17 protein-coding genes are annotated in these 22,052 nt (G+C 54.2%); 12 read left to right on the top strand and 5 right to left on the bottom strand.

All coding sequences use genetic code 11. The features are described 5' to 3' along the window. The first annotated feature begins 10 nt into the window (after positions 1-10). The gene (drmC, locus tag NIZ92_RS07180) at positions 11-829 is read left to right on the top strand and encodes a DISARM system phospholipase D-like protein DrmC (RefSeq protein ID WP_254002964.1); all 819 of its coding nucleotides are present in this window, start codon (positions 11-13) and stop codon (positions 827-829) included. Here the strand turns inward: drmC and NIZ92_RS07175 are convergent. The 4 genes from NIZ92_RS07175 to NIZ92_RS07160 all read right to left on the bottom strand — a co-directional run bounded on the left by NIZ92_RS07175 (position 826) and on the right by NIZ92_RS07160 (position 8,626). Continuing rightward, positions 826-4,797 carry a DNA methyltransferase gene (locus tag NIZ92_RS07175; protein WP_254002963.1) on the bottom strand — a complete coding sequence of 1,324 codons (3,972 nt, stop codon included), beginning with the start codon at positions 4,795-4,797 and terminating at the stop codon, positions 826-828. The two genes, drmC and NIZ92_RS07175, sit on opposite strands and share 4 nt — an antisense overlap. Next, on the bottom strand, positions 4,797-7,883 hold the full coding sequence (gene drmD / locus NIZ92_RS07170; RefSeq protein WP_254002962.1) for a DISARM system SNF2-like helicase DrmD: 3,087 nt from the start codon (positions 7,881-7,883) through the stop codon (positions 4,797-4,799). Before drmD ends, NIZ92_RS07175 begins: the two co-directional genes overlap by 1 nt. 171 nt (positions 7,884-8,054) lie before the next feature. Further along, positions 8,055-8,342, bottom strand: coding sequence for a type II toxin-antitoxin system RelE/ParE family toxin (locus NIZ92_RS07165; protein ID WP_254002961.1), 288 nt, complete (start codon positions 8,340-8,342; stop codon positions 8,055-8,057). Then, positions 8,339-8,626: a CopG family ribbon-helix-helix protein gene (locus NIZ92_RS07160; RefSeq protein ID WP_254002960.1), complete on the bottom strand. Its 288-nt coding sequence runs from the start codon at positions 8,624-8,626 to the stop codon at positions 8,339-8,341. Before NIZ92_RS07160 ends, NIZ92_RS07165 begins: the two co-directional genes overlap by 4 nt. 455 nt (positions 8,627-9,081) lie before the next feature. Between NIZ92_RS07160 and NIZ92_RS07155 the strand changes: the two genes are divergently transcribed. The 8 genes from NIZ92_RS07155 (at position 9,082) to nhaA (ending at position 15,222) form a co-directional block, all read left to right on the top strand. Beyond that, positions 9,082-10,227, top strand: coding sequence for an MFS transporter (locus tag NIZ92_RS07155; RefSeq protein WP_254002959.1), 1,146 nt, complete (start codon positions 9,082-9,084; stop codon positions 10,225-10,227). A gap of 168 nt (positions 10,228-10,395) precedes the next feature. Beyond that, on the top strand, positions 10,396-11,154 hold the full coding sequence (locus NIZ92_RS07150; protein ID WP_009459460.1) for a M48 family metallopeptidase: 759 nt from the start codon (positions 10,396-10,398) through the stop codon (positions 11,152-11,154). A 335-nt stretch (positions 11,155-11,489) separates the two neighbouring features. Then, on the top strand, positions 11,490-11,891 hold the full coding sequence (locus NIZ92_RS07145) for a YchJ family protein (protein WP_009459461.1): 402 nt from the start codon (positions 11,490-11,492) through the stop codon (positions 11,889-11,891). Beyond that, positions 11,888-12,358: a GNAT family N-acetyltransferase gene (locus tag NIZ92_RS07140; RefSeq protein WP_254002958.1), complete on the top strand. Its 471-nt coding sequence runs from the start codon at positions 11,888-11,890 to the stop codon at positions 12,356-12,358. The genes NIZ92_RS07145 and NIZ92_RS07140 overlap by 4 nt, the downstream gene beginning before the upstream one ends. Positions 12,359-12,395: 37 nt before the next feature. Then, positions 12,396-12,914, top strand: a complete 519-nt coding sequence (locus NIZ92_RS07135) for a DedA family protein (protein WP_009459463.1) — start codon at positions 12,396-12,398, stop codon at positions 12,912-12,914. 6 nt (positions 12,915-12,920) lie between these two features. Beyond that, entirely contained in the window at positions 12,921-13,265 is a 345-nt protein-coding gene (locus NIZ92_RS07130) for a multidrug efflux SMR transporter (RefSeq protein WP_009459464.1), read from the top strand. A gap of 15 nt (positions 13,266-13,280) precedes the next feature. Continuing rightward, entirely contained in the window at positions 13,281-13,739 is a 459-nt protein-coding gene (gene dtd / locus NIZ92_RS07125; protein WP_035268299.1) for a D-aminoacyl-tRNA deacylase, read from the top strand. Between the two features lie 118 nt (positions 13,740-13,857). Continuing rightward, entirely contained in the window at positions 13,858-15,222 is a 1,365-nt protein-coding gene (gene nhaA / locus NIZ92_RS07120) for a Na+/H+ antiporter NhaA (RefSeq protein ID WP_021446771.1), read from the top strand. A 65-nt stretch (positions 15,223-15,287) separates the two neighbouring features. Here nhaA and NIZ92_RS07115 read toward each other — a convergent pair whose 3' ends face one another. Beyond that, the gene (locus NIZ92_RS07115; RefSeq protein WP_009459468.1) at positions 15,288-16,049 is read right to left on the bottom strand and encodes a hypothetical protein; all 762 of its coding nucleotides are present in this window, start codon (positions 16,047-16,049) and stop codon (positions 15,288-15,290) included. A gap of 483 nt (positions 16,050-16,532) precedes the next feature. Here NIZ92_RS07115 and mgtE point away from each other — a divergent pair, with 483 nt between their 5' ends. The 3 genes from mgtE (at position 16,533) to NIZ92_RS07100 (ending at position 22,011) form a co-directional block, all read left to right on the top strand. Continuing rightward, on the top strand, positions 16,533-17,873 hold the full coding sequence (gene mgtE, locus NIZ92_RS07110) for a magnesium transporter (protein ID WP_035268303.1): 1,341 nt from the start codon (positions 16,533-16,535) through the stop codon (positions 17,871-17,873). A 162-nt stretch (positions 17,874-18,035) separates the two neighbouring features. Continuing rightward, entirely contained in the window at positions 18,036-21,002 is a 2,967-nt protein-coding gene (locus NIZ92_RS07105) for an MHYT domain-containing protein (RefSeq protein WP_254002957.1), read from the top strand. Next, a complete protein-coding gene (locus tag NIZ92_RS07100; protein ID WP_035268306.1) occupies positions 20,995-22,011 on the top strand; it encodes a two-component system response regulator in 1,017 nt (338 codons plus the stop codon). The genes NIZ92_RS07105 and NIZ92_RS07100 overlap by 8 nt, the downstream gene beginning before the upstream one ends. The last annotated feature ends 41 nt before the right edge of the window (positions 22,012-22,052 follow it).

Here is a 22,052-nt window from a genome sequence, read left to right as displayed (position 1 = left end):
GAGGGTTTCCGTGTCTGCTAACAGGGATAAATCTGCCTATTTTTTGGCGCAGGCTGTACACCAGTTGATGAATGCCGGTGCTTTTGCTGAGGTACTCTCTGGAGTGGAGAGCGTTGCGCTAACCGCACAGTCGGGCTCCGCCAGCATTGCCAAACTTGCTGCCGGGCGTGGTGCAGTGCAAACCGCACTTTCAAATGTGATCGCTATTTGGGCCAGTGATTTTTCTGCATTCACAAACTCTGCCTTTGCTCTGCAGCTGGCAGCACTGAAAGAGGCGGTGCTGTTAACCGAAGGTGAAGCCACGCAGACCGAAGTGGTCTGGAGCGGGCCAAAAGTGGAAGGCTCCTACCTGCGCGCCACCCGTCAAGTGGTGCAGGATATTATCTCTGCTGCTCAGTCAGAACTTTTGGTGGTGGGCTATTGGCTGGCGGGCAAGGAAGACTACGAAGGCATTATCAACGACATCATCGAACTGATGGCCCATGCCGTTGCGCGTGGTGTAAAGGTCACCATGGTGCTGGATGAAGGCGAAAAAGGCTACGGTAAAAACAACCGCGATACCCTGATCGCCTTATGGCCCAAAGGGGTTTCCCTGCCCAAACTGCTCACCTGGAAAATTCCCGCTGACGACAAGCACCTTAAACTTCACGCCAAGGTGTTGGTTGCCGATCGTCACGATGCTTTAGTCACCTCAGCCAACCTCACCATGTATGCGCTGGATCGCAATATGGAAATGGGCGTTCGGGCGCAGGGGCAACCCAGCGAGCGGATTGCGGAGCATTTTGAATTGTTGCGGCATAAGGAAGTCCTGGTGCCTTACGATGCCTAATGTGTTTCTTGTTGATGCCGCTCTTTGTTGAGAGCAAGAAGTCGGCCGAGAATTTCGTCTCTTGTTTCACTACTCCAGCGTAAACGCCAAGGTATAGACTTACCATCTTCGACTTCGAAATCTGGCTCAAAAGAATAGGCGATATTTAATCCATTCCAACCATAGCCTCGCAAAACAGCTTTATCCATGACTTCTCTAAGCGCTCGCAACTCTAGAATTTCTTTTCTTTCTTCTTCCGGGTTATGGAAAGCGTTGTAAAACTTAGTTAGACCAACCTCGTTTTCAAGCATGAAGATTTTTCGCTTCTCGTAAAACTGCTCTCCTGCGCCACTGAGATTGGCATCGTGCCTCCAATCCATTGGGAACGGAAAAGTGTCAAAGCAGTCAGAGCTTCGATAGCCCAACCTTTCCTCTAGGGTAGATGACGTAAACATTACCCACTCTTCATGAATAGAAGACTGTATCAGCGAGAAGAAGCCAAAGGACTCTTCAGCAAAAATAGTGACGTTATGAGAATAAATTGCACTCGATGGAGCAAATGCAAAGCATAGATATTTGCTTATACTCGAACAAACTAAAACCCGGTCCAATAATCTTTGTTTTTCTCTTAGCTCTGGCTTTGGACTCCAATGCTTCCACCATTCGTTAACCATTCGAGGGTATTTTTTTACATCCTTTTTCATGCGATCAGGCTTAACTTTTTTCTCAATAATGTCAAACAGATCAGTTAATTTTTCGGCTTCATCAAGATTCATTTCTCCGAAATCGATAATGTAACGACTTGTCGTCGTGCTTGGCGAGTCGTTAATTTCCTCACCGCCATAAAACGGAAATACATAGCCACTAAGGCTAGGCTCTTTGTTCAATATCCGTTTCATTTCTTCTAGACTGGTATAGGTACTTTTCCCATCCCCAAAAATGAATCCCTCTCCATATTGTTTTACGCCCTCATATGTTATTCCAGAATTCCCAGATATTTTGAATGGGTCTTCGTTTCCACCTTTCTCAAGTAGAAATGCAGTTATTTCTGAAACTTCTTTATGATCAAGAATGAATTTTCCGAAATGAGCACGCCGACTAATAGTCACAATACTAATCGTTACAGCAGCGGTTCCAGGCCATTTTCTTTTCGTCTCAGCATAGAATATTGTTCCTCCTTCTCGAATAATCTGCTTTAGAGATCCTTTCCTAGTATCTCCCTGCGAGATGGTTTTAGTTGCAAGAAAGCCAATTGCGCCGGCATTTCTAAGATATCGAAAAGCTTGGCGGAAGAAATATCCCGACAAATCCATCCTATTTCCGGTGTTTGAGAACTGTGTTTTGAGATAGCCCCTAAACTCATCACCTAAATAAGTGCTTATCATGGTTCCGCCTAAGAATGGTGGATTTCCAACAAAGGCATCAAAACCGCCATTTTCGCGGTGGAAGGCCTCTGGAAACTCCGCCTCCCAGCAAAAAGGAATAATAGGTTTTTCACCAGCAGTCAGCCCGCGAATTATTTTGTCGATTTCGGCAGGTGCCTTCTCATCTTTCTCCAAACGCTCCAGCCAGTAGCGATATTCAATTAATTTGGCTTCACGCTGTTTGTTGTTGGCGCCGTCAAAAAACGCAGCAATCGCTAGGGAAGCCTTCGTGCGGATACTGGCAAGAGCCTCTTCGGCTATACGGTTTTCTTTTTCCTTACTAATGAAATCGTGATCAGCAATGTTGTGAATGGCTTCGCGGTGTTTCTCTGCTTCCTTGACTTCCTGATCTGGCTGGTTCGCGAACAGAGGGCCGAAATCATTGCTGACGGGCTTCCAGGTAAAGTTGCGAATCTGTTCAGGCGTTAATCCCACCAGCGAGTTGCCATGTTTAAGCGCACGATCGACGAAGGTGAAGGGGCGATCGGTCGAAAGCGTGGTCAGCCACAGGGAGAGCTTGGCCATCTCCACCGCCAGGCGGTTCATATCCACACCATAAATACAGCGCTCGGCCACATAACGGCGGGCAAATACAATCCGCTCCTCGCGGGATTCCGGCATCAGGTTTTCGCTGGCGTCACCCTGTGAGGGTGTGGCAAAGGGCATAGTTAAGATGCTATCTGGCTGTTCGGCTACCATGCGCTCCCAGGCATCCACCAGGCGCTCGGCCAAATAACGCGTAGCCTGTACCAGAAATGCACCGGAGCCCATGGCCGGGTCGCACACCTTAAGGGCCAGTATTGCCTGCGGGGTTTTGATTAACCTTGGTTCAACCAACAAACCGGGTTTGCCTTCAACATTCACATAAACCTGATGTTCTAGCGTGCGGCGTACTACCGGCTCGGTCAAAGTTGGCGGTGTGTAGTGAGCTCCGCTGGAGCGGCGGTCTTGGCCGTGAGTAACATATAGGCCACCGGGGCGCACGATACCCAATGGTTGCAGAAAGCGTTCAACCGGTTTTGCTTGCTCTAGCAGTTCGGCATCATCGGTGCCGAGGTTTACTAGGGTTTGTCGCTCTTCGTTGCGCTCCAATACCTTCTTGATGGTACTTGCCGTTTTGCTGGTGTGCTGGGCGATGGCTTTGATCAGTGCAGCTTCGTTAAGGTCGGCAAACTCACCGGAATTCACTGGTTCTGGTTCGTCTATCTTCGGGCCACCCTGCAAAAGCAGCAATGTTTGGTTGGCGGGCGCTCTGGCTACGCGGCGATCCAGCAAGCCTTCATACATATGACCAATTTGTTCAACCGCCAGTGTGCGATAACTCACCAACTGACGCACACCATCGGCTTTGGCATATTTCAAGCTACGCAGAATATCGCGGATGACTGCATCTCTGACCTTGGGCGGCTCGGGTACTTCTGTTGGCCATTCTCCGTTCTTGGCTCGGCCGTCCAACAGTGGGTAGCGGTCCGGGTCAAACAGTTGGCCACCATGTGCGGCAACGCGGATGTCCGAGTCTACGCTGCCATCGTGTAACAGCCGCGCGCTTGCTAACAGGCGTGCATAGGCGGCATAGGAATGTTTCAGTTTTTCCGGCACCAGGCGGCGGGTTTCCTCAAGCTCGGTGAGCAGGTGCAATACACCATAAGAGCGGTCGTAGGTGACGTTACCATGGGGCAGCAAACCGTTCTCTTCGGCATAGAGGGTAAACAACAAGCGCATGATAAAAGCGACACTGGACTCAAATACTTCGGCTTCACTGTAGCCCTTCAGATAGTGGCCGCCCAACTCGGCATCGGTTCTATCCAACTCGTGCACCAGAATTTGCAGTGCTTCGCGTACCTGATTACCCAATTGGTCCGCAACATCTAGCTGACGCTGGCGGCTCTGTTTAATCAGATCAAGAATGACTTGATCACGCGGGCCAGCAAAGAAACGTGATTCCCCTAGTAAATCCTTAAACGCCGCCAGTGTAATCGGGTCATCATTCCAGGTTTGAACTGTCCAGGTCATCCATGAGGTTGTTTCAGAAGGAGATGCCACAACCAAGCGCCAGGCTTCACCATTGGTGAGCAAGCCAAGTTCAACACCCGTTTCGCGTAATAGGCGTTCAAACTTAGTGGTGGGCGATGCTTTCCAACGACCTTTATCTTGCAACCAGGGCTTATCCAGTGATTGCTCGCGTGGCACTTCCAGCACCAGCATCACGGCATTGGCTCCATCGAGTAACACGCGTGTGGGGCGTAGCACTTCCTGGTGCTCGTGCAGGTTGACAACTCTATCTGCTGGAATTGAGGCGCCCACTTGCCAGTAGTCTTTGTCTTTCAGGCCGAGAAAGTCTTCGAGGATAAAGTTGATCCAGGCGGGCTGGCCGTTTCCTTCCACCATGCCCTTGGGCAGATTCCAGATTTCCCGCTGCTTTCTGAATGCCGCAATTTCTGCCTTGTCGAGCGAGCGGAAGTTTCCCGCGTCTGCCAATACCGGCTCGCTTAACACGACACCGGTAATTTCCACACTGGATAGCCAGCGATGCTGTCGATTTGCCACACGTTTATTAGTGGCCATCAGTTGCTCCCCTTAGGTAAAATTACCTCCAGAGCAATTGGGTACATTCTTTGATCAGTCACTTTATATAGATCTCGCTGGCGTTTTGGCTCTACTTCACGCTCTTTAAGAAGTTCTTCGAGGCGTAGATTCAGCTGTTCAAAATGCCTTCCTCGTTCTTCCAGAGCTTCTGTACTCCAATCTTCTCCGGCAAACCCGTACTGAACACTCAGCTCATGTTGCCGTTTATCCCACTCTTTTATTGCTTTTCGAATTGCCGTAATTCTTTCGGTCGCCAGGCTTTGCGCATGCTTCCGAGCCACCTCCCCACGCTCATTCAGCGTGGCAATCAGCGCTTTGGCCTCTTCCTCGGCGGCGGTTGAAAGCTGCTCTGTAATGGTTTCAATGAGCGGGGCAACCAGCGCTTTCACGCCCTCGGTGCTACCAGCAAAATGCATCGCATCATTTGGGCGAACAATATCTTGTGGAACAAGAGCATTACCCTGAACGGAGAGCGGGCAGCGAACTAATCCCTCATGGAGTCGATTATGTTCTGGCCCCAGTAGTACCAAACGCCCCCAAGCGATGATGGCCGGTGCAGTAATCTCCGAAGATTCCGTGATGGTCACTCGATTTAACTGGCTTTTGGTTGATTGCGCCCCCCACATCTGTACCCGAAAGGTGGAAATAGCCCGTCGCATAAGTGGGTGGTCGAGGTGAACAATACCCACAGCATCGTCTTCACGCGCTTTGTTGCGATTAAACGAAAGGCGTTTTTGCAGGTAGTCTCTACTGACGTAGGTTTTGCATTCAGTCCAGGCCGTTGGCACGCGCGCTAATGAAAACTCACCATCGCCCAAGTCGGTAATTGCTTCAGTGCAACCTTCCAGACTCAACGCTTGGCGTAGCAGGTCGAGCTGATTGCCTTCAGATATATCGAGCGCACTGCGAGCTCGGTTTAACGCTTCGACCATCTGTGCGATGCTTTCATTCTCCCGAGCTTCCAGTGCCATTTCTTCGCGTGCAAGACGTCTGCGAGCGTCGTCATCGATGGCGGCAAGGTTAACGGCTTGTCCCAGTGCCTTTTTTCTTACGTTATCAGCGATTATGGCGCCAACGCTGCCTAAGTCATTTCGGATGGTTTCGACTTTATCAACGATGTGCTTAAGAAACTCGGAGTCCTCCTGGTTTTTAAACACAAAGTGATGAATGCGGACTTCGCCAGCTTTTTGTCCGTGACGGTCTATACGGCCGTTACGTTGCTCTAAGCGGATCGGGTTCCAGGGAATTTCATAGTGAATGAGATTCCGGCAGTGCTTCTGGAAGTCCGCACCTTCAGAGGCTGCATCTGTAGCGAGCAAAATGCGGACATTAGTTTGGTTGTTTGGCGACTGAAATTCATCGTTGATCTTTTGTCGATCGAAGTCTTTCATGCCGCCAACGATGGTTCTTGTGGCATCCAGGAATCCATGCTTTTCAAGAATCCGTTCCAAATAATTTAGCGTGTGTTTGTATTCTGTGAAAATTATGACACGCTCACCATTCCATTGATCGCCATCGCGAAGATTCCTATTGATCCACCCAATTAGCGCCGCTGCTTTACTGTCTTCCCGAATTGAAAAGTGCGATACCTGCTTATCAACAATTTCAAACATACGCTGCAGCATATCCTTCTCATCTACTGACAGCCTAGAAATCAGCTTGGAGGCCGCGCTAGTTGCAGCCTCTAGGTTGTCCTCTTTATCTTCATCATCGCTCCAGTCTTCAGACTCCTTTTGTTCGAAGCTGTTAAATAGCGATTCTCCAATACCAAGCTCACCTGTAATGCCAGCATTTTCTGTGTGCACGATGAGGCTCTCCCGCAGAGCCAATGGTGAGGATAAGGCACGCTTTTTCAGCAGCGTTAGGATGAACTGGAGAGGACGTTCAGAACGCTTGTCGACAGAGGTCAATCGGCTTTCAGTGTAAGCATTCAGTAGATTAAAGAGGTTTTGCTCTTCCCCTGGCAGTGTGACATACAGCTGCGGATCTGTTTTTTCATCGCGAGGCAGGATCACGCGCTTGGGGAAGCGTGGAGAGCCATCGGGGTTTGATATTTCTTGCTTCAGGCGCCGAATGGTAACAGCTGAGAGTTGCGTCTTATCAAGGTCGGTGCCACGAGAAAAACGAAGGTTGTCCAGAATTTCCAGAAGGCCTGTAAAGCTCTCTCGATAGCCGTTATGTGGCGTAGCGGTAAGAAACATCTTGTGTTCGAACTGTTCGGATATTGAGCGCAGTAACGAAGTGCGCTCCGAGTCTCGCACATATTGCTTTTTGCCGGACGGCGCTGCGTTATGCGCCTCGTCGAGAATCAGCAAATCCCAAGGCCGACTGTTAGGGCTTTCGTCGAGTCGTCTCCGAGCAAACTCATCAAAAAGGCGACGAGGGTGTTCAGTTTTTAGATAATCAATCGAAGTCACAAGACGAGGAAAGCTGGCCCAGGGATTAATACTAGGCCCGTACTCCTTGCGCATTTTAAGCGCTGAGTCGCGGTCGATGATCTTGAATTCGAGGCCGAACTTTTCAGCCATCTCATCAACCCATTTTATTTTCAGGTGCGCAGGGCAAACGATCAGAACACGACTTGCTCGGTGGCTATGAATAAGCTCCTGCGTAACCAAACCTGCTTCGATGGTTTTACCCAAGCCAACATCGTCAGCCAGCAAAAGACGAACCCTGGGCATATTGGTCGCGCGGATAACAGGGGCCAGTTGGTACTCCTCCATCTGCACGCCACCACGGAAAGGCGCTTGTAGCATATCGCCGACGGCCAACGAGCTTGCACCCCACTGAAGGGAGCGGATAAAGGCATCGAAGAGATCGGGGGTATCTGAGGCTGTGATACTCGGCAGTGTGGTCAACTCAACAAAGGCAGGTGTAATTTCTCGCTCCCAAATGACTTGGATGTTCTCGCCAAGCGCGTCATCGCTCAGGCACTCCAAGGAGACCCTGTGTATTGATTGCTTTGGTTGTGTTCTGGTTTTATTTACTGCGGTTACTGCCCAAATTTTGTGGCGCAGCTTGACGAGCTGGCCTTGTTCAGGAGCTTCGGCACACTTGGCTTTCATTGAGCTTTTCCTTACTTTCACATCTTTGTTGCTGAACTTGCCCAGTGGTGCTTTAGGAGAAAGATGTCTTGGAGTGTGAGATACGCCTATTGTCGGCCTCCCTGAACATTAACAACTCCTATCCAATGAAGGGAACCGGTGAGAGCTGGCCTGTTCTGTTCTTTTTGGTGTTCAACCTTCAAGCGGCGGCCACTGCCGCGCCGTATGCACGAAATTCAATATTCGCACCTGCATTTCCACAATGTCATATACGACCATATAGCTGCTATGGACGACCAGCTCGAAGGTGTCAGGCACCCTCCCACCCCGGCCCATTCTTGGAAAATCCTGGAGCCCTGCTGTTCTTTCTGCTATCAGATCATCAAGTGCCAGGGCAGCAAGGGGGTTGTCTTCCTCGATGTAGTCGTAAATGTCTTCACGATCCTTGACCGCTTCTGGCGTCCATAGCAGCTCCATCATTCAGGTGCAGCCATACGGGCACGGGTCGCTGCGCGGCGAGCGGCAAAGCGGGCTTCAACATCAGACGCGGGAATCAGGTTGCCCGCCTCCGCAGACGCCCGCGACTGCTCGACCTTCTTCGCCAGCCAGGCATCGTATTGCTGTGCTTCTTCTTGTTGGGCCACGTAACTGCGCATGAAGTCGCGAAGAAGCTGGGCTCCGGTACGGTCATGGGCTTTGGCGGCATTGGCAAACTCAGCCTTCAGGCCGTCATCGACTCGAAAAGTAAAAGTGGCATCACTCATGGCACCATCCTCATGTGTTACATGCAATGTGCAGTGTAGCACGACGCCCTGAATGTCTCTATGAGATTGATGCCCATAGCAGAGGGTGATCTGCACCGGAACTTGCCTTGGCCAGCGGTACAGTAGCGGTACATACATCAGTTTTGGCCATCTGCTCATAAGTACGCTAAACTACTGACGCATGAGTACTTTCTACTTATTTTGATTACGGTTGTATACGCTTGATTTTCCTAGGTTTAGCGTTTCAGCCGCAAACTCATAATCCGTTGGTGCCGTGTTCGACTCACGGGGGGGGGGGCACCACCCATTTCAAGCTGCACCTGTATTTCAAAGTCGCACAATCTGCGGCTTTTATTCATTCAGGGATAACCGAAGCTCTGCCTCGAAACCCGTTCGCCTGGTTCAACCACGACGGAAGGTTCTGGCGTGGTCATCACGTTCAGAGGAAAGAGAGCATGGATCCCCGCGTCTTCTTGTTTGCCTTGGCCACTTTCGTCACGGGCACAGCAGAAAATATCATCGTTGGGCTAGTACTGGATGTGGCTTCGGACTTGCGCGTCTCGGTGGCCCTGGCCGGACAGTTAACAGCAGTTTTCTCCCTAAGTTTTGCCTTGATGGCGCCATGCGTCCCTTTACTGGGACATCGGCTGCGCCCTCGCCCTCTGTACTTGAGTGCCTTGGCACTATTCGTCTTTGGCAATGTCCTGGCCGCCCTCAGCCCTTCCTTTACACTATTATTTTTGGCAAGAGTGATGATGGCTTGTGCCAGCGCGGTAGTCTGTGTGCTGGCGACAACACTGGCAACAGAATTGGTCTCCCCTTCCCTGCGAGGACGTGCCATTGGTCTGATTTTCATGGGAATCAGCGGGTCGCTGGTGTTGGGGGTTCCGACGGGAATGTTACTTGGCCAATGGGGCGGCTGGCGTAGCGTATTTGGTGTGCTGGCAGCGGTGGCCAGCATCGTGCTGCTGCTGTCCTGGCAACATCTGCCAAGCACAAAGTCCCAGGACAGTCAGCAACTGTCGTATCGTCGGCATTTGGCTAACGGACGTCTACTGGCCGCCCAAGGCGTATCAGTATTGATGATTGCAGGACACTTTGCACTATTTGCTTACCTGCTGCCTTACTTACTGCACGTTGCTGCAGTACCGCCAGACTGGGCCGCCTATGCCTTTGGCGTAATAGGCTTGGCAGGTGTATTCGGAGGCTACTTGGGAGGGCGACTGGCGGATCGCATGCCAGCCCCGCTAGCCTTGAACCTTGTGCCCGCACTTTATCTTGGCAGCCTGGTTTCCTTGCCCTTTTTACTGAACCACCTGCCTTGGCTAGGCAGCTTCATGGTGCTGATCTGGTGTTGCATCAGCTGGATGATTTCCCCGGTCGTACAAAGCTTTTTGATCCGTACCGACAGTGAATCCGCACAGGCTGGCATCAGCCTGAACTTCTCGGCCATGCATATGGGTGTAGGAGCCGGAACTGCAGCAGGTGGATTTGTTTTGAATCGTTTTTCAGTCCTGTCCTTGCCCCTTGTCGCCGCCTTTTTAGCGGCACTGGCCGTACTGCTGGCCATAATCGCCGCCCGTCCATCTCACCGGAACTGAGGCAATTGTTGAGCACAAACGCGGCAAACATCGCTTATCGTGCCCATTAAGGCCTTCCATAAACTGTAAATACGCTCACAACAATTGTTAAAGTTTGTTTTATACAGGAACCCTTCGCCGCCTAGTCATTAAAATCGCTTCTCTTTATATAAGTAGAAGGGGAAGTTCATGACTTTTCGTATGGGTGCATTGGCCGCTATGCTGGCCGTCGCTGGCCTGACTGCAGGCTGTCAGACAATGGATGTGGGTGGCATGGTCGGTGCCGGCAGCAAGGCTGTCCAGGCGTTCAATTTGTCCGATCAGGAAGTGATTGCTCTGTCGGATCAGTCCTGCAAGCAGATGGATGCTGAAAACAAAGTGGCCAGCCCCAACAGCAAGTACAACAAGCGCCTGCAACGTGTCGTCAAGCCATTGGCGAAACAGTTGAACGGTCAAACACCGAACTTCAAGGTTTACCAGACTCAGGAAGTGAACGCCTGGGCCATGGCTAACGGTTGTATCCGTGTGTATGCCGGTCTGATGGACAAGATGAACGACGACGAACTGCGCGGCGTGATCGGTCACGAAATGGGCCACGTTGAACTGGGCCACAGCAAGAAAGCCATGCAAACCGCCTACGGTCTGTCCGCTGCTCGTGACGCTGCTGCCGCCACCGGTAACGGTGTGGTTGCTCAGTTGAACTCCAGCCAATTGGGCGAGCTGTCCGAAGCCTTCCTGAACGCTCAGTTCTCGCAATCGCAAGAATCCGACGCTGACGACTACTCCTTTGACCTGCTGACCGAGCGCAAGCTCAAGACCCAGGGTCTGGTTTCTGCCTTTGAAAAACTGGCAGCTCTGGACGGCGGCGAAAGCAGCGTGATGAGCTCGCACCCCGGTTCCAAAGAACGCGCCCAGCGTATGCAACAGCGCATCGACGCGGCTAAATAAGCCCCTTCGACGCAGCGAATCGCATGCCGCTAACCCGTCCGCTTTTGCGGGCGGGTTTTTTTATGGGGATTCCAGGGATCACAAGTCAGGATGCAGCACAGCATCGGGCCGCCGCTACCAAACGCTGGATGCTCGGCCAGGAACTTTTTACCCGTACGATGAACCAATCAGACTTTACCAACACCCGTACTCCCTCGAACGCCCCTGCCTGACAAGCAGTCCAGCTACAGCAAAGCCTGGTCTGTAAATCCTTACTTTTCGTCGCGGTGGCGCCATAAACCAATACCTGCTTTCAGGTATGCTTGTGCCATTCTTTGGTCTTGGCAGTTACGCTCTTGAAAAAGTCTTCCTCTTCAAAAAACTCCTGTCCCTGCGGCAATCCCAAAACCTACGAAGTTTGTTGCGGCCCTTGGCACCAAGGCCCGCAGTACTTGCAAGCCCCCGATGCGGCTACCCTGATGCGCTCGCGGTACAGCGCTTTTGTGCGCGACGATCTGGACTATCTGCTGGCCACCTGGCATAGCTCCACCCGCCCTCATTCGCTGGAACCCAATCCGGAAGGTTTGCAATGGCTGGGCCTGGACGTGCGACGTCATGAACGTGTTTCCGACACGGAAGCGATTGTGGAATTTGTCGCTCGCAACCGTCTGAATGGCCGGGCGAACCGTCTGCATGAAGTCAGCCGTTTTGTCCTTGAACAGGGCCAATGGTTTTACGTGGACGGGGATTTCTCATGAGCCAAAGCAGCGATTTTGGGCAAGCGGAACAGGTCCATGGCTCCAGCCTGCCCATGGCTTTGCTTCTGGAAGCTGATCCCAGCACAAGTCTGATTGAAAGCTACAAAGACACACCGCACGCCTGGTGCATTAAAGATCAGGAACACATCGTGGCGGCTGCTATTTTGCAGCGCAGGAACGCCCAGGATTGGGAGCTGATGAACATCGCCGTTCAGCCCTCGCACCAGGGTCATGGGTTGGGTGCCAAGCTGCTGTCTGCCCTGATTAGCTATGTACGCGAACAAGGTGGTCAAACCTTATATGTGGCCACCGGCACCATTGGCTACCCCCTGTTTTTCTATCAGCGCGCCGGCTTTCGAGTGGTGGCGGTAGAGCCCGATTATTTCCTGCACCATTACGACGAGGCCCTGTTTGAGGACGGCTTGCAGCACAAGGACCGCCTGATTCTGAGCCTTGCCCTGAACTAAAAGGCTGCAATGATGCTGTCCCTTCCTTCTGGTTGATATGCTGAGCACCCTAAGCAATTTTGCAGAACAGGCCACAGCCCTGATCAGCGCCAACCCCCAATGGGTGGCCCCCGCTGTATTCGCTTTGTGCCTGGTCGAGTCCCTGCCCTTTCTGGCCCTGATCATACCGGGTACAGCCATCCTTTTATCCGTCGGTGCCCTGGTCGGCGCCGGGGAAATGAGCTTGCTGCCGATCTGGCTGTCCGTGACACTGGGCGCCGGCCTGGGCAATGCCATCTCGTTTTTTCTGGGCCAGCGTTACGGCGGCAATCTGTTTCACTTCGAGTGGGCCCGCAAGCGCTTGCATCTGTATGCAAAAGCGCAGGCTTTTTTTGCACGCTGGGGATGGTTTAGTATTGTGGCCTGCCGCTTTGTTGGTCCCTTGCGCTCAACTGTCCCCTTGATTGCGGGCACCTGTGCCATGTCGCCTCTGAGTTTTCATATCTCATCCTGGGCCTCGGCCGCCTTGTGGGCCAGTGTCTTGCTGCTACCTGGCTGGTTCAGTTTCCAACCCTGATTTTCAATGACCCCTGTAAGCCTCGCCTACCTGCATTTATTCATCGCGATTCTCTTCGAGATCATCGCCACCAGCTTGCTGCAGCGCTCCGAACAGTTCACGCGCCTGATGCCCAGCGCCTTCACGATCATGTTCTACGCGGGTGCGTTCTACTTTCTGTCACTCAGTCTGCGCGTCATGCCGGTTGGGGTGGCCTATGCCATCTGGAGTGGCGTGGGCATTGTGCTGATTTCCTTGATTGGCTGGGTGGTCTTCAAGCAGAAGCTGGATTTGGCCGCTATGATTGGCATCGGTTTTATTGTGGTGGGTGTGCTGATTGTGAATCTGTTCTCCAAATCTGTCGGCCACTGATTTTAGTGAATAAATATGATTGCCTTGATTCAACGGGTACGCCAGGCCCAGGTCGATATTGAAAACCAAACTGTCGCAAAAATTGGCGCAGGCATGGCCGTTCTGGTCTGTGCCGAGCACGGTGACACCCGCGAGCAAGCCACACGCTTGCTGGATAAATTGCTGGCCCTGCGCATTTTCTCGGACGAGCAAGGCAAGATGAACCTGAACTTGCAGCAAGCCGGTGGTCAGCTATTACTGGTTAGCCAGTTCACCCTGGCAGCCGATACGCGCAAGGGCAACCGTCCAGGATTCAGCCGCGCTGCGCCCCCTGCAATCAGCCAGCCCTTGTTTGACGAGCTGGTAGCCATGGCCCGCACCCGGCTGCCTGATACCCAGTGCGGCGTATTTGGTGCCGATATGCAATTGAGCCTGACCAACGATGGGCCAGTCACGATTCCCATACATATTGCGCCCGACACAGACCCAAGCTGACGATTGCCTTAAAGAGGCTCCATCCCTATAATTGCGCAGGGTGTTTTGCTGGCATGGTGCAGCAAGGCAGGTTAATTACATACGCAAGGTCGGGCCGCCTTGTGGAGATTTGCCGACCATGTCCCACCCTTCTTCCGGTGCGCCTTTGCCGCGCGCCCATGTTCTGACCCGCCAGTTGCAAGCCCAATTGCAACGCCTCCTGCATATCGAGGCCCTGGGCGGTGTGGTCTTGTTGATGGCTGCCGCCATAGCCCTGATCTGGGCCAACTCTTCATTTGCCGATAGCTATTCTGCCCTGTGGCACACCCAAGTGACCTTGGAGCTGGGCTCCTGGCGTTTCTCGCAAGATCTGCATTTTTGGGTCAACGATATTCTGATGACCTTGTTCTTCCTGGTTGTCGGGATGGAGATCCGCCGCGAGATCCATGACGGTGCCCTGTCCGACTGGCGCTCGGCCATGCTGCCTATCTGTGCTGCCCTGTCCGCCATTACTCTGCCGGCGCTGATCTACGCCGCCATGAATCCCGACCCGAAGGTGCTGATGGGTTGGGCCATTCCGACTGCCACCGATATTGCCTTCGCAGTGGGTGTGCTGGCCTTGCTGGGCCGCTCCCTGCCCCCCAGCTTGCGGGTGTTTTTGCTGGCGCTGGCCATTATTGATGACCTGGTCGCCATCCTGATCATTGCCTTCTTCTACTCGGGTGGCCTGGACTATAGCGCCTTCCTGATTGCAGCCGTTGGTATTGTGGCCGTCCTGGGTCTGCAAAAAATGGGCATAGGCTCGGCCTGGGCCTATGTCGTTCCCGGTGCGATCCTGTGGTTTGGCTTGTTGAAGACAGGTGCTCACCCCACACTGGCCGGTGTGGTTCTGGGCATGATGAGCCCTGTGCGCGCCCTGCCCTTGCCTCGCAAGGCCCGTCACCTGAATCTGGAACTGGCCACCAAACTGGAAAGCCAGCATGACACCCACGAGGTCATGCACACGCTGCAGAAAATGCAGCTGGCTCAACGCGAGATTCTGCCTCCGGTCCAGCGTATTCCTGCACTGCTGCACCCCTGGGTAGCGTTCATCATCATGCCGGTGTTTGCGCTGGCCAATGCCGGGGTCAGCCTGAATGGTCTGGACCTGAATGCCGCCGGTGCACAAAGCGCCCTGTTTGGTGTGGCGATTGCCCTGATTGTGGGCAAGCCCCTGGGCGTCTTGCTGGGCACCTGGTTGCCCGTACGCTTGGGGCTATGTACCCTGCCTGCCGGCATGGATTGGGCCGGCGTCACCCTGATTGGTTTGCTGGCCGGTATTGGCTTTACCATGTCCATCTTTGTGGCCAACCTGGCCTTTGCCGAGCCCGTTTTGCTGGATGCTGCCAAGCTGGGCGTTCTGTGTGGCTCTTTGGCGTCCGCCGTTCTGGGCTTGGCGTGGGGCCTGATTGTGCGTCGTCGCTATCAGCAGTCTGCCAGCCAGGCAGCTTATAGCCAGGCATAAACAGCCAGACATCAAACAAACAGGCCCACGCTAGCGTGGGCCTGTTTGTTTTAGGGGCTGATCAATTAATCAATGGTCAGCACGCGTTCGTTCAGGATACGGCGGCAATCCATTTCAAACTCCAGATCCTTGACGGGAGGACGGGCCAGGTGCCAGCCCAAGCCATGGTTGATCGCACCGCGCTGAGCCAGTTCAGTAGCCATGAAAGGATGCAGATTGTGCACCGTGTAAGCATGGGTGGCCGTCGTGTCAGCCCATTCATGGCCCAACACTTCCAGACGACGCTCCATTTCACCCAGAACCCATTGCGCCTTCTGCAACAGCCCTTCAGGCGACACGTCCTGGTAGGCCACAATGCTCTCTATATAGTCGTCGGGCGTTTCGGGGACTTCGCAGCTGCCTGCGATCACAAAGGTGGCTTCTTCAATATCGGTTTCCACCGTGTAGCTGAAAGCGTAAAAACTGGGCTCGGCAGGTGCGCCTACCAGCGGCGACACGTTGCTGCGGGCGACCGGATTATGCTTGCCTTTGACCAGGCCCCACTCTTTCAGCGTTTCCAGATACAGCTCATTGAACTTGTTGAAGTCGCTGTCGCTAACTGGCTCGGGCGAGCGCAGCTCGCAGGCGCACAAGGCTGTCAAGGGACGCTCTTCTGCTTCCAGCACGGCCTGAATCAAGTCAAAACCTTCTTTCAGTGGCACGGGGGCAGAAAACACGACCCGGCAGATCTCGTAACCGGGCTGAGCGGCCACCCCGCCCGAAAAGCGGTTCACGCCGGTCGGAATGAAGCGGTAGTTGCCTTTGTCAAAATTAATCGCATTGCTCATGGTTGTTCCTGATCGTGTAGTGGGCCTTGGCCCGCCGGGGTCGAGTCGCCGTTATGCGGCAAAGCGGGCACTATAGCACCCTCTGAACCGTCTCAAGTTCGGTGCAGGGGCACAAGCCTCACCTTAACAGCACAAATCATTTTTTTGCGCATCATTGCAATCGCTTTGACTTCCAGCGCAGACCTCCCTACGATGGCGATATTCTTCATCACGCTGAGTTTCAGCTTGGTAGTGCACTGAGCGGTTCTATGGGTAAATCATGGATCGATTCACAGACATACTTAGACCACAGCATCAGCAATTTCCCAGACAAAATGCAGCGGCCTGGCGTTTCCTGCGCCCGGCTTGGGAAGCACGTATCCGCAAAGAACGCTATCCTAGCGAGTTTCGTGCGAACTGAGCCGGTTCGCTTTACGGTCTGTTGGCCCGGTGCCAACCTCCTGAACTCAAGACCCTGTACCTGCACGCCCACTGGAGTATTGCATGTCCACGCATCCATCAACTGAGCTACTTGGCCCCCAAACCCCGATTGCCGATATTGTTCTGGCCCTGAATCAGCTGGAGCAACGCCCCGCGCTGCTCGCTGCCCAGGAGCTGGATAACGAACGTCTGCAAGCCTTGCTGGAAGTGCCGGAGTTGCGTTGGGCCAGTGCGCTCTTGATGGAGCTGACACGTCCCGAACGCCTGCCAGTGCTGGAGCAACTGGCCGAAGACCGAATGGCCGACTTGCTGCAAGACCTGGACCATGAAGACCAGGAGCAGATTCTTGGCCGCCTGACCCAGCGCACCCGCACCTCCATCATGCGTCTGATGCACTATCCGGCAGACACAGCCGGCGGCATCATGACTACCGAGTTTCTGCAAGTGCCCATGAGCTGGAATGTGGCACAAACCTTGCAGCACATTCGGGAAGTGGAAAGTACCCGCGAAACGGTCTATGCCATCTATGTGGTCAACGACAAGCAACAACTGCAATTTGTGGTGCCTTTGCGCAAGCTGGTGTGCGCCGACCCGCAAGCGGCCCTGACCGAGTTGTGGAGTGGCGACAGCCCCATTGCCGTGCAGGCCCTGACGGACAAGGAGGCCGTGGCCCAACTGATACGCCGCCACGACTTTCTGGCCATTCCAGTGGTGGACGAGGCCAATGCCATCATCGGCATTGTGACGGTAGACGACGTGATCGACGCCCTGATGGACGAGGCCGCCGAAGACATGAACCGCTTCGGGGGTGCCGAACATATTGGCAAACCCTATCTGCAAGCGGGCTTTAGCACCATGATTCGCAAACGGGGAGGCTGGCTGGCCATTCTGTTCCTGGGTGAAATGCTGACCGCCAGTGCCATGCAGTACTACGAAATACAGCTGGAAAAGGCCGTGGTCCTGGCCATGTTCATTCCCTTGATCATGAGCTCCGGCGGTAACTCCGGCTCGCAGGCCACTTCCTTGCTGATTCGCGGTCTGGCCCTGGGTGAAGTCCGGGTGCGCGACTGGTGGCGTGTCCTGCTGCGCGAATTACCCGTGGGTCTGGTGCTGGGCACCATGTTGGGGGCGATCGGCTTTATTCGTATCGAAATCTGGCAACACCTGGGCCTGTACGACTATGGCGAGCACTCCTTGCTGATTGCCTTCACCATCTGGCTGGCTCTGGTGGGCATTGTGACGTTCGGTTCTTGTATTGGCTCCATGCTGCCCTTCATCTTGCAGCGCGTCGGTTTTGACCCGGCCAGTGCCTCGGCACCCCTGGTGGCCACGCTGGTGGACGTGCTCGGTTTGGTGATTTACTTCTCCGTGGCCGCGATGTTGCTGACAGGAACCTTGCTCTAGCCATGAATTTTTTTGTTGAATCCATACAAAAAAGCGCACAGTAAGAGACAAACTCGGTAACCTATCCGAATTTCACCGTTACATTCCCTCTGGCAGGCAGGGGGAGCCTGACACATTTCGTCTAACTTGGCCCCCTATGGGCCGCTTCGGACATCAGCACCTATGCGGATACTCGACCAGTTCTTCATCAGTGCAGACCAGATGGCTCCCTTTTTGGTTGGCAGCTATAACAGTGGTCTGGTCATCCTGTCGCTACTGGTTGCCATCTTCTCCTCGGGCATGGCCTTGCAAACGGCCCATATTGCCCGCATGGCTGATTTGCGCATACACCGCCAGATTGCCATCTGTACGGGTGCCATCGCCCTGGGCGGTGGCATCTGGACCATGCACTTTATTGGCATGTTGGCGTTTGAACTTTGCACCAGCGTCCATTACGACCCGGCCATCACCATGTTGTCGGTTCTGCCCAGCGTAGGGGCATCCTGGGTCGCCCTGCAAATTCTCTCGCAAGCCCGTGTACAACGCTCGCACCTGATTGTGGGCGGTATTTTGGTGGGTCTGGGTATAGGCACCATGCATTACAGTGGCATGGCTGCCATGCGTATGGCGCCGGTGCTGCGCTATGAGCCCATCACCTTCTTCCTGTCGATTGTGCTGGCTGTGGTACTGGCCACGCTGGCCTTGTGGATACGCTTTCGCCTGCATCGCACCCGCCTGACCTTGCTGCAACGCGTGGTCATCAGCGGCATTGTGCTGGGCCTGGCCATTTCCGGCATGCACTATACCGGCATGGCGGCCGCCCGCTTTATAGGCCAGACCACACCGCCCGATGACATGATCATCTTCAACAGCACCTTTGCCTCCATGGTGCTGTCCACCTTCACCATTACGGTGACGGTACTGGTGACCGCGGCCAACGGCCTGCTGCGCTACCGCCAGTTGTTCTTGAAGATGGAAGAAAGCGAATCGCATAACCGGGCCATTGTGGATACGGCGATTGACGGCATTATTACCATCAACAGCCACGGCACCATTCTGGACTTCAACCATTCAGCCGAACGCCTGTTTGGCTGGAAGGCTGGCGAGGTGCTGGGGCGCAATGTGAACATGCTGATGCCCGAGCCGGACCGCTCGCGCCACGACAGCTATCTGTCCAATTATTTACGCACCAACGACCCAAAAATTATTGGCGTAGGCCGGGATGTCACCGGTTTGCGCAAGGATGGCAGCTTGCTGCCGATGCGCCTGGCCGTGGGCAAGGTACGCCAGCCGGGTGACCCGCTGTTTGTCGGTTTTGTCACTGACATGAGCCGCTACAAGGCACTGACCGAATCCCTGCGTCAAAGTGCGGAAAAAGCCGAGCAGGCAGCCCAGGCCAAGACGGCTTTTCTGGCCAATATGAGCCATGAAATCCGTACCCCGCTCAACGCGATTATTGGCTTTAGCGACTTGATGCTGAATGATCAGATCAATGCGCAGCAAAACAAGCACCTTGCCATCATCAACCAGTCCGCCCACTCCTTGCTGGCTTTGCTGAACGACATTCTGGATACCACCAAGCTGGAACGCGGCTCGGTCGAGCTGGAGCAAGTGGATTTTTCGCTGATTGAATTGTGCAATCAGGTCGTGGCCTCCTTGCGTTTGGCAGCGGATGCCAAGAACCTGGAGTTCCGTCTGAACCATGCGCCCGAGCTGCATCAGTTTTACAAGGGCGACCCGATGCGGATTCAGCAGGTGCTGAACAATCTGATCGGCAATGCCATCAAGTTCACCCAAAGCGGAGCGGTGCATGTGGATGTCAATCCCGAACCAGGGCGCAATACCGTCTCCATCCGCGTCACGGACACCGGCATTGGCATGACTCCTGAGCAGTTACGCCATGTGTTCACCCCCTTTACACAGGCCGATGTATCCATCAGCCGCCGTTTTGGCGGTACCGGCCTGGGCGTATCCATTGCCCGCCAGTTGGTGGATCTGATGGGCGGCACGCTGAAGGTTGAAAGTACCCTGGGTGTGGGCAGCGTCTTTGAAGTCCGTATTCCCCTGGAACCGGGCAAAGAACCCAGTCTGAGCCCGGACGATCAGCCCGTTCCCCGCCTGCCGCCGCTGCGCATTCTGGTGGCCGATGACATCAGCCTGAATCAGGAACTGCTGACCTTGGCCCTGGAGCAGCACGGACATTCCGTGACAGCGGCCGACAACGGTCACAAAGTGCTGGAGCTGCTGTCCAAAGAAGATTTTGATGTGGCCTTGCTGGATGTGCACATGCCCGAGATGGACGGTCTGGAAACCGCCCGCCGGTGGCGCGAACAGGAACGCCGCGAAGCGCGTCTGCCTTTGCCACTGATTGCGCTGACTGCCAGTGTCATGGAGTCCGACCGTCATGCGGCCCAGGAGGCCGGCATGAATGGCTTTGCCACCAAACCGCTGGATCTGCCCTCTTTGCTGCAGGAGATTGCCATGGTGATGGGTCTGCCCCCCTCCGGCCCCCTGGAGCACAGCGTCGAACCACAAGAGAGCAGCCTGATCGATTGGGAATTGGGCCTGAGCCTGTGGGGTTCCCAGGTCCGTCTGCGCCGCGCTCTGCTGAGCTTTCTATCTGACCTGCATACCCGCTACCCACTCGATGAAATCAAGCAGGCATCCCCGAACTGGGAGATTGTGCTGGGCAGTCTGCATGGCATTCGCGGCACCGCCGGCAATCTGGGCCTGCCCCAAGTGTCTGCCCTCAGCGCCGAGCTGGAAGAAAAAATTCGTCGTGGTCAAACTCGCCAGATGCGTCGCCGTATTGAACAGTTGCAGGAAATGTTCAACCGCATCGCTCAAGAACTTAGCCACAACGGCCCACCGACTCCTTATTCAGACCCTCAACACGTCGTGGTGCATACCCCAGACGTTGCCTTGAACCATCTCCACATTCTGCATAGCAGCGTCTTGCTCAACGAGCTGGATGAGCCTGCCTTGCAAGTGGTCTGTCAGTATCTGGAAAGCACAGGGCAAACCGATACCCTGAATGATCTTAATAAAACCATCGACGTGTTCGACTTTGCTCAAGCCAGCCTGATCCTGTCCAAGCTGATCAAAGACCTGAATGCGAGCTTGGCCAAGGATCCGCCACGCCATGAATGAATTTACCTCGCCGCGCCCCACCCTCTTGCTCATCGATGACGAGCCCGCCAATCTGCAGATTCTGCGCCATACGCTGCAACAGGATTTCCGGCTGCTCTTTGCCAAAGATGGCATCAAGGCGCTGGAGCTGGCACAACGGGATCTACCGGACCTGATCTTGCTGGACATCATGATGCCGCAAATGTCGGGTTACGAAGTCTGTAGAGCCTTGAAGGCCGACCTTAAAACCCGCCACATCCCCGTTGTTTTTGTAACGGCACTCTCGCAGCCGCAGGATGAGCAAATGGGGCTGGACATGGGGGCGGTGGACTACATCTCCAAACCCTTTAACCCGGCGATTCTGAAGGCACGCATACGCAACCATCTGTCCTTGGTACAAATGCAGGAACTGCGCGACAGCCGCCTGCAGATTATCCGTTGCCTGGGGACAGCGGCCGAATACAAGGACAACGAAGTTGGCCGCCACGTCATCCGCATGAGCCACTACACGCGCATTCTGGCCCATTGGCTGGGTTACTCCAGCGAAGCGGCCGACGAACTGCTGCACGCCGCGCCCATGCACGATATTGGCAAAATCGGCATCCCGGATTCCATCCTGCAAAAACCCGGCAAGCTAACACCCGAAGAATGGGAAATCATGCGTACGCACACCTTGATTGGCGCCCGCATTATTGGCCAGCACTCGCATGGTTTGTTAAAACTGGCACGCACGATCGCGCTGTATCACCATGAAAAATGGGATGGCAGTGGCTATCCCTATGGTTTAAAAGGCGAGAATATCCCCCTGCCCGCCCGCATCGTGGCGGTGGCCGATGTGTTTGATGCCTTGGCCAGTGAGCGGCCCTATAAGAAAGCCTGGAGTGTAGAGCGCTGCATCAACTATCTGCGCGAACAATCCGGCCAGCACTTTGACCCGCAACTGATCGCCCTGCTGGACAAATGCCTGCCTGAAATGCTGCATATCAAAGAAAAATGGGCCGACGATCCCCAACTGATGGCAAAGACCTGAACCGATTGGCCCGATAAGCAGCAGGTGGGCCAGGTCCCGCG

Source organism: Alcaligenes sp. 1735tsa3 (genome assembly GCF_024134565.1).
GTDB classification, from domain to species: Bacteria; Pseudomonadota; Gammaproteobacteria; order Burkholderiales; family Burkholderiaceae_B; genus Alcaligenes; species Alcaligenes phenolicus.
This window is presented reverse-complemented; position numbering and strand designations above follow the sequence as displayed.

Coding starts and splice junctions, on each gene's coding strand:
- NIZ92_RS07100 (WP_035268306.1), top strand. CDS start 20,995: ATGAATGAATTTACCTCGCCGCGCCCCACCCTCTTGCTCATCGATGAC.
- NIZ92_RS07155 (WP_254002959.1), top strand. CDS start 9,082: ATGGATCCCCGCGTCTTCTTGTTTGCCTTGGCCACTTTCGTCACGGGC.
- NIZ92_RS07135 (WP_009459463.1), top strand. CDS start 12,396: ATGCTGAGCACCCTAAGCAATTTTGCAGAACAGGCCACAGCCCTGATC.
- dtd (WP_035268299.1), top strand. CDS start 13,281: ATGATTGCCTTGATTCAACGGGTACGCCAGGCCCAGGTCGATATTGAA.
- NIZ92_RS07150 (WP_009459460.1), top strand. CDS start 10,396: ATGACTTTTCGTATGGGTGCATTGGCCGCTATGCTGGCCGTCGCTGGC.
- NIZ92_RS07160 (WP_254002960.1), bottom strand. CDS start 8,626: ATGAGTGATGCCACTTTTACTTTTCGAGTCGATGACGGCCTGAAGGCT.
- mgtE (WP_035268303.1), top strand. CDS start 16,533: ATGTCCACGCATCCATCAACTGAGCTACTTGGCCCCCAAACCCCGATT.
- NIZ92_RS07175 (WP_254002963.1), bottom strand. CDS start 4,797: ATGGCCACTAATAAACGTGTGGCAAATCGACAGCATCGCTGGCTATCC.
- NIZ92_RS07115 (WP_009459468.1), bottom strand. CDS start 16,049: ATGAGCAATGCGATTAATTTTGACAAAGGCAACTACCGCTTCATTCCG.
- NIZ92_RS07105 (WP_254002957.1), top strand. CDS start 18,036: ATGCGGATACTCGACCAGTTCTTCATCAGTGCAGACCAGATGGCTCCC.
- nhaA (WP_021446771.1), top strand. CDS start 13,858: ATGTCCCACCCTTCTTCCGGTGCGCCTTTGCCGCGCGCCCATGTTCTG.
- drmD (WP_254002962.1), bottom strand. CDS start 7,883: ATGAAAGCCAAGTGTGCCGAAGCTCCTGAACAAGGCCAGCTCGTCAAG.
- NIZ92_RS07140 (WP_254002958.1), top strand. CDS start 11,888: ATGAGCCAAAGCAGCGATTTTGGGCAAGCGGAACAGGTCCATGGCTCC.
- NIZ92_RS07165 (WP_254002961.1), bottom strand. CDS start 8,342: ATGATGGAGCTGCTATGGACGCCAGAAGCGGTCAAGGATCGTGAAGAC.
- NIZ92_RS07130 (WP_009459464.1), top strand. CDS start 12,921: ATGACCCCTGTAAGCCTCGCCTACCTGCATTTATTCATCGCGATTCTC.